We start from the raw sequence: 12,195 nt of genomic DNA on the forward strand, positions 1-12,195 counted from the left end.
CCAGCCGTCAGACGAGGTCGAAACGGTCGGCGTTCATCACCTTGTTCCAGGCCGCGACGAAATCGCGTACGAACTTCGCCTTTGCATCCGCCTGGCCGTAGACTTCGGCGATGGCCCGCAGCTGCGAGTTCGAACCGAAGACGAGATCGATGCGGGTGGCCGTCCGCTTGACGTCGCCGGTTCTGCGGTCACGCCCTTCGAAGACATCCTTCGCGTCGGATGTCGCCGTCCAGGCCGTGCCCATGTCGAGCAGGTTGACGAAGAAGTCGTTGCTGAGCGTTTCCGGACGATCGGTGAAGACGCCGTGGGCGGTCTGCCCGTGGTTCGCGCCGAGAACGCGCAAGCCCCCGACGAGCACGGTCATCTCCGGCGCGGTCAGCGTCAGCAACTGCGCCCTGTCGATCAGCAGCTCTTCCGGCGAAACCGCGTACTGGGCCCGCTGGTAGTTGCGGAAGCCGTCGGCGATCGGTTCGAGAACCGCGAAGGACTCGACATCGGTCTGCTCTTGCGTCGCATCCATGCGGCCAGGCGCAAAGGCGACCTCGATGTCGTGGCCGGCGGCTTTGGCTGCCTTCTCGACCGCTGCGGCGCCGCCGAGCACGATCAGGTCGGCGAGCGACACCTTCTTGCCGCCGGACTGGGCGTCGTTGAAACTACGCTGGATGCCTTCGAGGACCTCGAGAACCTTCGCCAGCTGCGCCGGCTGGTTGACCTGCCAGTCCTTCTGCGGGGAAAGGCGGATGCGCGCGCCATTGGCGCCGCCGCGCTTGTCCGAGCCGCGGAAGGTCGAGGCCGACGCCCAGGCGGTCGAAACCAGTTCGGAGACCGAAAGGCCCGAAGCGAGGATCCTGGCCTTGAGATCGGCGATATCCTTGGCGTCGACGAGCGGATGATCGACGACCGGGATCGGATCCTGCCAGATCAACTCTTCGGCCGGCACTTCCGGGCCGAGATAGCGGGCGCGTGGACCCATGTCGCGGTGCGTCAGCTTGTACCAGGCGCGGGCGAAGGCGTCGGCGAAGGCATCCGGGTTCTCGTAGAAATGCCGTGCGACCTTCTCGTAGGCCGGGTCGACGCGCAGGGCGAGGTCGGTCGTCAGCATCGACGGCGCATGGCGCTTGGATTTGTCGTGCGCGTCCGGCACGGTGTTGGCACCCATGCCATGCTTCGGCGTCCACTGGTGTGCGCCGGCCGGGCTCTTCGTCAGTTCCCATTCGTAGCCGAAGAGGTTCCAGAAGAAGTTGTTGCTCCATTTGGTCGGGGTCGTCGTCCAGGTGACTTCGAGGCCGCTCGTGATGGTGTCGCCACCACGGCCGCTGGCGTAGGTGCTCGCCCAGCCGAGGCCCTGTTCCTCGATGCCGGCAGCTTCCGGCTCGCGGCCGACATTGGCCGCATCGCCGGCGCCATGGGTCTTGCCGAAGGTGTGGCCGCCGGCGATCAGCGCCACGGTTTCCTCGTCGTTCATCGCCATGCGCGCGAAGGTTTCGCGGATGTCACGCGCGGCGGCGAGCGGGTCCGGAGTGCCGTTCGGGCCTTCCGGATTGACGTAGATCAGGCCCATCTGAACGGCGGCGAGCGGGTTCTCGAGGTCGCGGTCGCCCGAGTAGCGCTTGTCGTCGAGCCAGGTCTTTTCCGTGCCCCAGTAGATGTCTTCCTCCGGTTCCCAGACGTCGGGGCGGCCACCGGCAAAGCCGAAGGTCTTGAAGCCCATAGACTCGAGCGCACAGTTGCCGGCGAGGATCATCAGGTCGGCCCAGGAGATGCTGTTGCCGTATTTCTGCTTGATCGGCCACAGCAGCCGGCGTGCCTTGTCGAGGTTGGCGTTGTCCGGCCAGCTGTTGAGTGGCGCAAAGCGCTGCTGTCCGGCGCCCGCGCCGCCGCGGCCGTCACCGGTACGGTAGGTGCCGGCGCTGTGCCAGGCCATGCGGATGAAGAGCGGGCCATAGTGACCGAAGTCGGCCGGCCACCAATCCTGCGAATCGGTCATCAGCGCGAAGAGGTCGCTCTTCACCGCCGGCAGGTCGAGTTTCTTGAATTCCTCGGCGTAGTCGAAGGCTTCGCCCATCGGATCGGACAGCGAAGAGTTCTGGTGCAGGATCTTCAGGTTGAGCTGGTTCGGCCACCAGTCGCGGTTCGAGGTGCCGGGCGACTGTGCGCTCGTCTGGGCTCCGTGCATGACGGGACATTTGCCCGTTTTGTCGGCTTTCGCGTCCATTTTTATCTCCCTTCAAGATGACGTGAATTTTGGATGGGTCAGAGGAAAAGCGCCAGGAGCTGACAGGCGCCCAGCCGAGCCCGCGGCCCGGCATGTCTGGTGCCGTCGGTGGTTGTCGTTCCGCGAAGCGGTGTCGCCACTGGCTGCGTCTCCCTCATTGTGCCGTAGACTCTATCAAAGTGGTTCCATTAATTTAAGTTGGATTTCCTGATTGTGGCGATAAGCGGATCCTATCGCTAATGGACATGGGTCCCATGGGCGCATGCTTGCAGCCCTCCATGCATTTTTGATGACGTTCGAGCGTTTGCCGATTGCAGCCGATACAAGAAAATTGTTGCACTGCACTCCCGCCAAACTTGCGGAAGGTAGCGCCAATGGTTAGTCACACCGCAACGACTCAAGAGCTTTCCATTTTTCGTGTGACGAAAGGACAGAAATCGTGGCTGAGACAGAAATTGGTGCCGGCAAGGGCCGTCGCAAAGCACTTTGGGCTGCTGTCGCGGTCATCGCGATCGCAGCCGCGGGTGTCGTCGGCGGCAAGTTCATGCTCGAAAAGGCGGTCGGGACCTTCATCGCCGAGCGCGGCGGGAAGGCCGGCTCGGTTGAGGCGGACTTCTTCGGCCGCATTCATCTGCGCGACGTCACGCTGCCTTTCGCCGATGGCGTCAGCGCGCGCATCGCGGCAATCGACGGACGTCCGAAGATCTTTTCGCTGAGCGGCAAGCTCGACGTGAAGGGCCTGGAGCTCGACCTGAAGGCCGCCAAGCTTTCCGTGCCTGCGGCAACGCTGGAAGATCCCGACTTTTTCGCAGCCGGCCTGACGGCAAGCGGGGAAAAGGCTGACCTTTTGAAGCGCATCGAGCGTTTCGCGGCAAAGCAGGTCTCCGCGCCGGAAGTGGCCATCGTCCAGAACGTTGCAAGCTCCGAGCAGAAGACGGTCTACAAGGATGTCCGGCTCGAGGATATCGCCAGCGGCCGCGTTGCGCGCTATTCGGCGAGCGGCGCCACGTTCGCCTTTGCCATGGATATTCCTGACGGCGAAGGGGCAACGAAGCGGGAAAAAATGGACGGCACCATGGGCGCCGTCACCGGAGAGAGCTTCGATGTGGCCTACATGGCCCGCATCTACACGCAAAAAGCCGGTCCTGAGGACAAGGAACCGAAGCTGCTCTACGGCCCGATCTCCGTAAAGAACCTTGCCTTCTCCGACAGCAAGTCGCGTTTCGGCTACGACGAAGTGCGCAGCAGCGGCCTCAGCGTCCGCATGCCGACCGAGCCGCTTCTCGAAACGCTCGAGCAACTCCAGGCGGTCAGCGATCCGCAAGCCCTGCCACCGGCGGAGCGCCAGGCATTCTTCAAACGCATTCTTTCGCTGGTCGACATGCTGGCAAAGGGCGACATGGAACTGCTCGGCCTGAAGATGGAAGTGCCGGAGCAGGAAAGCGCCGAGGGCAAGCTCGTGAAGCTCGCCGTCGACAAGATGGCGTTCCAGCTCAACGGTCGCAGTTTCGATGGCACGATGAACGGTGTCACGGCGGGCGAGGGGACCGACTACTTCAAGTTTGCCGAAGCCAGCATCAACGGTTTCTCCTGGGCTCCGACCATGGAGGCACTGACGAAGCTTGCGGGCCTGAAGGAGGAGGAATTCGAGACCTTCCCCTACACCACGCTGATGCCGGAATTCGGCACGATCCGGATCGCCGGGCTCGACGTGGACATGCCCGGTAGCGACCCGGCAGCCGTGACGGACAGTGAAACCGTCGAGGACGAGAGCGCGACCGAAACCGAGGTCGATCCGTCGATCAGTGCCGAACAGGCGCCGGAAGCCGAGCAGGTGCCGGACGAAACGACAAACGGCGAAGCCGCCAGCGACGCGGCGGTCCCCGGCGATGCAGCAGAAGAGCCGATGGCCGAGGCGCCTGCAGAGCAGTCGGCGGATGAAGCGACCGACGGCGAAGCCGCCAGCGGCGCGGAGATCGCCGGTGAAGTGCCGGAAGACCCGATGGCCGAGGCGCCCGTAGAGCAGCCGGCCGTGCCGTCCGTTCCGGAACGCGTTCGTTTCACGCTCGATACCTATGAAATCGCGCTGACGAAGCCGCGCAACGGCATTCCGACGGATGTCCGCGTCAGCTACCGCGACCTCAGCGTTCCGATCCCTGCGGACACGCAGGAAGAGGGCTTCAAGACGCTGCGCAAGATCGGCCTCGACAAGCTGGTCTTCTCGTCCAACGTCGAACTGTCGTGGGATGAGCCCAACGAGAACTTCGTCATCAAGCAGATTTCGCTGGATGGCAAGGACATGGGCAGCCTCTCCTTCTCCGGCGTCATGGGCGGCGCTTCGGAGGACTTCTTCTCTGGCGACCTCAATGCCGCGCAGATCGCGATGTTCGGTCTTACGGCGAGGGAAGTCACGCTCAAGCTCGAGGACAAGGGCATCATGGCCAAGGGCATCAAGCTCTATGCCGAAGATAACCACATGACCGAGGACAGCGTTCGCGGCCTGCTCGTGTTGATGACGAGCGCCGGTGTGCAGCATTTTGCCGCCACGCAGCCGAAACTGCAGGACGCGGCGACGGCGTTTACCCAGTTCATCAGCAAGCCCGGCACCTTCACGCTGAAGGTCAAGGCCAAGGATGAAGCCGGTGTCGGCGCGCTCGAACTGATGGGAGCTGCCGAAAACCCGGCGCTTCTGCTCGAGCAAGTCGATATCGAAGCCAAGGCGCAGTAAAATCTATCGCGGGCCGCGTCATCAGATGCGGCCCGCATTGCTTCAGTCGATGGCCGCCTGAAGGAAATCCCGAAGCGCTATCAATTCATCCTGCCCGATCTCGTGTGCGCCCCGATTGTAGAGGGCCCGGACATCAGCTTTCTGCCCCGCAAGATAACCGACCAGTTGTTCGGCGAGCGCCAATGGACCGGTAGGATCGTCTTGGCCGCCGGTGGCCAGGATCGGTTTGCCCTGAAGTCCGGCGTTGCCGGGTGGCACCCACGACACAAGGGGATGCAGCAGGACCGCTCGCTCGAACAGACCAGGATATTTGACCAGGAGTGCGGCGAGCAGCGTCGCGCCTGTGGCGTAGCCGATGCCATAGACGGCTTGGCCCGGGTACACACGCCGCCTGTCGCCGATGGTGTTCGCCAGGTCTTCCACGGAGGCCGCGAATGCCCGGATATCGCACAGCCCGTCAACGGCTGCCGCTCAGGGTTGCCAAGTTCTCCGATTTCTTCGAGAGCTACGTCACCGAGACGCGGCCGCTTTGAAGCGGCGGGATCATGCGGCATGAAGTCAATACAGAGCCGTTTGCGGCTAAATGTGAGCAAAGGATACAAGAAATTACTGGCAGCACCCCCCATGTTTTCTCGGATATGAGCGGCAATAGCGAGATGCCCCCTTGCGTCGGATCTTTCGCGCATCGAATCGGATTGCACGCGAGGAGTGAACTCCATCGCCAGGGGGCGGGGCTGGACGGATGATGACAGAGCCAAGCGGTATTGGAGCGTATTTTGGCGAGCCGAAGGCGCCGTTTCTCATGGTGCGGCCCGTGCGGGACGCCCGGTTTTCGGTGACGCGCCTGCGGTGCCGGCTGAACGGAGAACTGAGCCGCATCGTATCGCTGCCGGCCGACGACGCCTATTTCCTGATGTTCTACTTCAAGGATGTCATGCACTGCGACCTGGTGCCGGGCGAAAGCGAAAGTGAAATTCGCCGCTACCGGCAGGGGTCGATCTGTCTCGTCGATCTCGCTGAGGGCGCCAGTATCCGGCTCGTCAGCGATCTCGATTCACTCGCTTTCCATCTGCCACGGGCCTTGTTTCATGAAGTCTGCGAGTTTTCGCATGCTCCCGCCGCCACCAGTCTTAGATGCCGTCGCGGCGAGGTCGACGACGTCATGCACAATCTCGCCTTGGCGCTGTCGCCGCTTCTTGACGAGAGCGAGGGTGAACCGGGTGCGGTGCTGCAGCACATCGCCGTCGCCATCTGCGCGCATCTTCTGCATTCCTACCCGGATCGCGCCGTCGCACCCGGCGGCCCCGATCTGTCTGTGTGGCAGGAGAAGGCGGCCAAGGACTTCATGATCGACCATTGGGCCAAGGACTTTTCGTTTGCGGCAGCAGCAGCGGCCGCAAATCTTTCGGAAGAGGGTTTTGCCGCGGCTTTTGCATCCGTGACCGGCCAGACGCCGCAAGAGTGGTTGATGCGGTACCGGATCGGTCGCGCCAAGCGCTATCTGATCGAAGAGGGATGGTCGCTGAGCAAAACCGCCGCCAGTTGCGGCTATGCCGACGAGGCCCGGTTCGTCGAGGCCTTTCGTGAGGTGACGGGCGTGACACCCGCCGTCTGGCGCGCGCGCTGGCTGCAGTGAGGGTACCATGCTGACCTTTGACGCTCGGGGATGCATCGCTGGATTTGCCTCTATATTGCGACAGCCAACCGTTGTAGCATCCGCCCGGCCGCTGAAGCGGGCGGCTGAGCTGGAAATCGGGAGACCCTGACCGATGGCCTTGCAAGAAGGACTGAGCGCAGACGACCGCACACCGCGCCCGATCGCCAAGCGGATCAGCGTCGGTGACATCACCGTCACGAGAACCTTCTCGGATCGCTTCGATCTGGAAGTCGGGCCGCTGATTCCGGTCGCCGATGCCTTCAACGTCATCGTCCAGATGCATGACTTCGAGGCGCATCGCCTGTGGCGGCGTGGCGAACTCGTGTATGAGGGAGGGCATCCCAAGGCCTCGCTCGCGATCACCGATCTTCGCGACCAATGGCAGTGCCACCATCTGTCGCCCTTCGACAATGTCCGCTTCCACATTCCCTTTGCTTCTATGCGGAGCTTTACCGAAAGGGCCGGGCGCGGCGAGTATGTGTCGCTGTCTCCCGTGCAGGGACGCGTGGATCCGGTCATGTTCGGCCTTGCCCAGGCCCTGCTGCCCTCGCTCGATGAGCCGGACCGGGCCAATCTCCTGTTCGTAGAACAGATCAACCTTGCCGCATTGGCCCATCTCAGCCAGGCCTATGGCGGTCTGCATTTCCCCGTCGACAAGAAGGGGACGCTGGCGCCATGGCAGGAGAGGCTGGCGACGGAGTTTCTGGTCGCCCATTTCAACACGCCGTTCTCGATCGGCGATCTTGCGGCCCAGTGCGCGCTCTCGCGCAGCTATTTCAACAAGGCTTTCAAGGAAAGCTTCGGGCGCACACCGTCCAGGTGGCTGTCCGAATATCGGATCGCGCGGGTTAAGGAGTGTCTGCTTCAGGACACCCCCCTTGCTGAAATTGCTATCCACTGCGGCTTTGCCGACCAGAGCCACATGACCCGGGTATTCACCAGCCTGACGGGGGAAACGCCGGCACGCTTCCGGAAAAAGAACCGGTCGGTCGTCGTCGCTATGGATCGACCTCCGCAATAGGGTGGAAAGAGGGCGCGCCCTCGTGCAAAATTTTCAAAACAGGTGAAAAACGTGCAAGAATGATGCGGCGACCGGGGCAATCATAGGGCCGCTCCTGCAAATGATTTGGTGAAACCGAGAATGAGTTGCGCGCACGTTTACCCTGCGCACGGCGACTTACGTCTTTCGTTTTCGTCGTCACGGCAGGTGGGTTTGGCGGGCAGTCTCGACACATAGGAGCGAAGACGATGACGAATGTTTCCGCTGCCTCGGCCGGAGCGCGACCGCGCGACAGTCTCGGATGCTCGCTCGACCAGCTGGATGACGACAGGACGATCGAAGGCCGCGACATGGTCTTCCACCGCAAGCGGTCGACAGCGGGACCGCCGGGCCAGGTCACGACACCTGGCAACGGGCGAGGCTATCTGATCGGCCTATCGCTTGTGGGCGGTCATCGCCGCCGGGTTTTCGGAGCGCACTACTCTGCGACCCAGGAATTCGGCCAAAACTCGATCTACGTCAGGAACTTTGCCGACGATTATAAAGCCGATCTCAAAGGATCCTTCGATTTCACCTTGCTTGAAATCGGCCACGGTGCGCTCGAACGCATCGCAGACGCGGCAAATGCTTCTGGCGTGAGCGAGCTGCGGCCCGTTTCCGGCTCGCCCGACCCTGTTCTCGGCGGCATGCTCGGCGCTTTGTTTGCGTCGGTGGACGGATACACGGATCGAAGCGCGCTGTTTGTCGACCAGCTCTCGGTGGCAATCGGCGTGCATATGGTCCGGCAGTACGGTAACGGCCGTGGCGAGAGCCTTGCCGGAGGACGCAGGCTTTCGCAGCGCTGCCAGGCAAAGATCCGCGATCTGGTGCAAGCCCGTCTGGATGGCGAGCTCACCGTCGAGGACATGGCTGCGACCTGCAATCTGTCGCAGGCGGCTTTTTTGCGTGCCTTTCGCGAGACCATGGGCAGCACGCCCTACCGCTGGCTGCTGCAGCAGAGGATCGAAAAGGCCAAGGATCTGTTGCAGTTCTCGCCCACGTCCCTAAGTGAAATTGCCGTCGTCTGCGGCTTTTCGGATCAGAGCCATTTTACCCGGGCCTTTGCGCAGGCCGCAGGTGCCACGCCGCGCCAGTGGCGGCGCAGCCGACAGTCGTAACCCTCTGAAAGTACACGCGCCCTGCCGGCTGAAGGCGAGCGAAACTTTCAAAAATCCACCTTTGGCGACAAGAACGGGTCGCCGGTCGGCGGCATAGTTGGGCCTCTCCAATCGGAGTTCAGTTTCAACAGTAAGAGGTCACGACCATGTCTGCGACAGCGACCCCCGGTAAACTCCTCGTCTCGCCCAAAGACCACACCCTGATCATGATCGACTTCCAGTCGCAGATGTCCTTTGCGACCAAGTCGATCGACGCGGTGCTCCTGCGCAACAACGCAGCACTTGTCGCCAATGCGGCGGCAGGTTTCGGCGTTTCGACCATCCTCACGACCGTTGCCGAAAAGACCTTCTCCGGCCCGATGTTCTCCGAGATCACCGATGCCTTCCCCGGCCAGAAACTGCTGGACCGCACCTCGATGAACACCTGGGAAGACGCCGCGGTGATCGAAGAGGTCAACCGCATCGGCAAGAAGCGCCTTGTCATGTGCGGGCTGTGGACCTCGGTCTGCATCGTCGGCCCGACCCTCTCGGCGCTCGATCAGGGATTCGAGGTCTATGTCATCGCCGACGCCTGCGGCGACGTTTCGGATGAGGCGCATGAGCGGGCGATGGACCGCATGGTGCAGGCCGGCGTCCGGCCGATGACCTCGCTGCAATACATGCTCGAGCTGCAGCGCGACTGGGCGCGCACCGAGACCTACGACATGACCACCGGTATCGCCAAGAAGTTCGGCGGTTCGTATGGCCTCGGCATCATCTACGCCAAGTCGATGTTCGGCGCGTCCGAAGGCCACTGACAGAACGCTTCCGCGCTCTAGATTAACGCTCTGGCCGCCTCGCTGCGGCCGGAGCGCCACCTTTATCCCCTAAAGGAGTTGGCGATGAAGATGTACCTTCTCTCGCTTGGAGCCGGGCTGGTCGTCGGCGTCATCTATGCGCTGCTCAACGTCCGCTCGCCGGCGCCGCCGGTCATCGCGCTGATCGGTCTGCTTGGCATTCTCATCGGGGAGCAATCCGTCCCCCTGGTCAAGCGCGCCCTGTCGGGTGAGCCGGTCAACCTCTCCTGGTTCAATCGGCAGTGCATGCCGCACGTGTTCGGCCATCTGCCCGGCGGGCAGATCGCAACCGGCACGGCGAAGGATGCTGCCGGCACCGACGAAAGGGCCTGACGATGCCGACTAGACGCTCGTTCCTCGTTGCCGCCTCGTCGCTGGCGCTGCCCGCTCTCTTCCCGTCGGCCCGCACCGCCGGCGCCCAACAGACCGGAGATACTTCGATGACGCCCGACCTGATCCTTCACAGCGGCCTCGTGACGACGCTCGACCGCGCCAATCCGACTGCCACTGCCGTTGCCGTCAAGGATGGCCTGATCCTCGCTGTCGGTGACGACAGGACGATCATGGCGCTGGCAGGCTCAGGCACAAAGACCATCGACCTCAAGGGCAAGCGCGTCCTGCCGGGCCTGAACGACAATCATACCCACGTCGTGCGTGGCGGCCTCAACTTCAACATGGAGCTGCGCTGGGACGGCGTGCGCTCGCTTGCCGATGCGATGGACATGCTGAAGCGGCAGGTGGCGATCACGCCGGCGCCGCAATGGGTGCGGGTCGTCGGCGGCTTCACCGAGCACCAGTTCGCCGAAAAGCGGTTGCCGACGATCGATGAGATCAACGCGGTCGCGCCCGATACGCCGGTGTTCCTGCTGCATCTCTATGACCGGGCGCTGCTCAATGCCGCGGCGCTACGCGCCGTCGGCTACACCAGGGACACGCCGAACCCGCCGGGCGGCGAGATCACTCGCGATGCCAGCGGCAACCCGACGGGGCTGCTCTTGGCCAAGCCCAATGCCGGCATCCTCTATTCGACGCTCGCCAAGGGGCCGAAGCTGCCCTTCGATTACCAGGTCAACTCGACCCGTCATTTCATGCGCGAGCTCAACCGGCTCGGCGTCACCAGCGTCATCGACGCCGGCGGCGGCTTCCAGAACTACCCGGATGACTATGCCGTCATCCAGAAGCTCTCGGACGAGGGCCAGATGACGGTCCGCCTTGCCTACAACCTCTTCACCCAGAAGCCGAAGCAGGAGAAGGACGACTTCCTGAAATGGACGTCGTCGGTCAAGTACAAGCAGGGCAACGACTATTTCCGCCACAACGGTGCCGGCGAGATGCTGGTGTTTTCCGCCGCCGACTTCGAGGACTTCCGCGAGCCGCGCCCGGACATGCCGCCGGAGATGGAGGGCGAACTCGAAGAGGTCGTGCGCATTCTTGCGGAGAACCGCTGGCCTTGGCGACTGCATGCCACCTATGACGAGACGATCACCCGTGCGCTCGACGTCTTCGAGAAGGTCAACCGGGATATCCCGCTTGAGGGCATCAACTGGTTCTTCGACCATGCGGAGACGATCTCTGACCGCTCGATCGACCGGATCGCCGCCCTTGGCGGCGGCATCGCCGTGCAGCACCGCATGGCCTATCAGGGCGAGTACTTCGTCGAGCGCTACGGCCATGGTGTCGCTGAAGCGACGCCGCCGGTGGCCAAGATGCTGGCAAAGGGCGTCAACGTTTCCGCCGGCACCGATGCGACCCGCGTCGCATCCTACAACCCCTGGGTTTCGCTGTCGTGGATGGTGACCGGCAAGACGGTCGGCGGCCTGCAGCTCTACCCCCGCGCCAACTGCCTCGATCGCGAGACGGCGCTTCGGATGTGGACCGAGAAGGTGCAGTGGTTTTCAAACGAGGAAGGCAAGAAAGGCCGGATTGAGAAAGGGCAGTTCGCCGACCTCATCGTGCCGGACAAGGATTTTTTCAACTGCGCCGAGGACGAGATTTCCTTCCTCACGTCAGAGCTCACGATGGTCGGCGGCAAGATCGTCTATGCGGCCGGCGCATTTGCCTCTCACGACGAGAACAAGGTGCCGCCGGCAATGCCCGACTGGTCGCCGGTCCGCACCTTCGGCGGTTATGCCGCCTGGGGTGAGCCCGAGGGCGCCGGAAAGCGCTCGCTCCGGCGCACCGCGATCACGTCGTGCGGCTGCGCCAGCGATTGCGGCGTCCATGGCCACGATCATGCCGGCGCCTGGACGTCGAAACTGCCGATCGCCGACCTTAAGGGTTTCTTCGGCGCGCTTGGATGCTCCTGCTGGGCGGTGTGACGATAGCGGAAGGGAAACGCAGAATGCGCACGAAAGCCGGCGCCGTCGCGATGGCCGCGGTCTCAATCTTGCTCAACGCATCGCTCGGACCGGAGCAGGCCTCGGCCTCGCCGACTGAGGGCGTCCGGCACCTCTCGGCGAAAGTCGTGGTGAACCATCCGCCGGCGAAGCATGGAGCCTACTACCAAGGCATATCCCAGAGCGCGATCACCGCTTTGAAATGGCCGAAAAATCGATGACGGCGGCTTTGCCGCCCATCAAGCCGAAGACCGCCTGACAAGGAA

Annotated in this window: 10 protein-coding genes; 8 read left to right on the top strand and 2 right to left on the bottom strand. The window is 62.9% G+C overall.

All coding sequences use genetic code 11. The features are described 5' to 3' along the window. Positions 1 to 7: 7 nt before the first annotated feature. Complete coding sequence (katG, locus tag IB277_RS23335; RefSeq protein ID WP_112985538.1) at positions 8 to 2,215, bottom strand: catalase/peroxidase HPI; 2,208 nt, start codon at positions 2,213 to 2,215, stop codon at positions 8 to 10. A gap of 439 nt (positions 2,216 to 2,654) precedes the next feature. Between katG and IB277_RS23340 the strand changes: the two genes are divergently transcribed. Continuing rightward, on the top strand, positions 2,655 to 4,943 hold the full coding sequence (locus IB277_RS23340) for a hypothetical protein (protein WP_192371929.1): 2,289 nt from the start codon (positions 2,655 to 2,657) through the stop codon (positions 4,941 to 4,943). Positions 4,944 to 4,985: 42 nt separating this feature from the next. On the opposite strand, the gene IB277_RS23345 is transcribed toward IB277_RS23340, so the two are convergent. Continuing rightward, the gene (locus tag IB277_RS23345) at positions 4,986 to 5,366 is read right to left on the bottom strand and encodes an alpha/beta hydrolase (protein WP_064817024.1); all 381 of its coding nucleotides are present in this window, start codon (positions 5,364 to 5,366) and stop codon (positions 4,986 to 4,988) included. A gap of 322 nt (positions 5,367 to 5,688) precedes the next feature. On the opposite strand from IB277_RS23345, the gene IB277_RS23350 reads away from it, so the two are divergent. From IB277_RS23350 to IB277_RS23380, 7 genes are all read left to right on the top strand, one after another. Further along, entirely contained in the window at positions 5,689 to 6,579 is an 891-nt protein-coding gene (locus tag IB277_RS23350; protein ID WP_246812801.1) for an AraC family transcriptional regulator, read from the top strand. A 133-nt stretch (positions 6,580 to 6,712) separates the two neighbouring features. Further along, entirely contained in the window at positions 6,713 to 7,621 is a 909-nt protein-coding gene (locus IB277_RS23355) for an AraC family transcriptional regulator (RefSeq protein WP_113554306.1), read from the top strand. Positions 7,622 to 7,848: 227 nt separating this feature from the next. Beyond that, positions 7,849 to 8,757, top strand: coding sequence for a helix-turn-helix domain-containing protein (locus IB277_RS23360; RefSeq protein WP_113554307.1), 909 nt, complete (start codon positions 7,849 to 7,851; stop codon positions 8,755 to 8,757). 146 nt (positions 8,758 to 8,903) lie between these two features. Beyond that, positions 8,904 to 9,554 (top strand): hydrolase, encoded by a 651-nt coding sequence (locus IB277_RS23365; protein ID WP_043623178.1) that lies wholly within the window; start codon positions 8,904 to 8,906, stop codon positions 9,552 to 9,554. 84 nt (positions 9,555 to 9,638) lie between these two features. Then, positions 9,639 to 9,926 carry a XapX domain-containing protein gene (locus tag IB277_RS23370; protein WP_034789552.1) on the top strand — a complete coding sequence of 96 codons (288 nt, stop codon included), beginning with the start codon at positions 9,639 to 9,641 and terminating at the stop codon, positions 9,924 to 9,926. A 2-nt stretch (positions 9,927 to 9,928) separates the two neighbouring features. Beyond that, positions 9,929 to 11,911 carry an amidohydrolase gene (locus IB277_RS23375; protein WP_192371931.1) on the top strand — a complete coding sequence of 661 codons (1,983 nt, stop codon included), beginning with the start codon at positions 9,929 to 9,931 and terminating at the stop codon, positions 11,909 to 11,911. 23 nt (positions 11,912 to 11,934) lie between these two features. Next, positions 11,935 to 12,150 carry a hypothetical protein gene (locus IB277_RS23380; protein WP_060520016.1) on the top strand — a complete coding sequence of 72 codons (216 nt, stop codon included), beginning with the start codon at positions 11,935 to 11,937 and terminating at the stop codon, positions 12,148 to 12,150. The last annotated feature ends 45 nt before the right edge of the window (positions 12,151 to 12,195 follow it).

The organism is Ensifer sp. ENS07 (assembly GCF_014852185.1).
Classification (GTDB): domain Bacteria; phylum Pseudomonadota; class Alphaproteobacteria; order Rhizobiales; family Rhizobiaceae; genus Ensifer; species Ensifer adhaerens.

Coding starts and splice junctions, on each gene's coding strand:
- katG (WP_112985538.1), bottom strand. CDS start 2,215: ATGGACGCGAAAGCCGACAAAACGGGCAAATGTCCCGTCATGCACGGA.
- IB277_RS23350 (WP_246812801.1), top strand. CDS start 5,689: ATGACAGAGCCAAGCGGTATTGGAGCGTATTTTGGCGAGCCGAAGGCG.
- IB277_RS23355 (WP_113554306.1), top strand. CDS start 6,713: ATGGCCTTGCAAGAAGGACTGAGCGCAGACGACCGCACACCGCGCCCG.
- IB277_RS23360 (WP_113554307.1), top strand. CDS start 7,849: ATGACGAATGTTTCCGCTGCCTCGGCCGGAGCGCGACCGCGCGACAGT.
- IB277_RS23365 (WP_043623178.1), top strand. CDS start 8,904: ATGTCTGCGACAGCGACCCCCGGTAAACTCCTCGTCTCGCCCAAAGAC.
- IB277_RS23370 (WP_034789552.1), top strand. CDS start 9,639: ATGAAGATGTACCTTCTCTCGCTTGGAGCCGGGCTGGTCGTCGGCGTC.
- IB277_RS23375 (WP_192371931.1), top strand. CDS start 9,929: ATGCCGACTAGACGCTCGTTCCTCGTTGCCGCCTCGTCGCTGGCGCTG.
- IB277_RS23380 (WP_060520016.1), top strand. CDS start 11,935: ATGCGCACGAAAGCCGGCGCCGTCGCGATGGCCGCGGTCTCAATCTTG.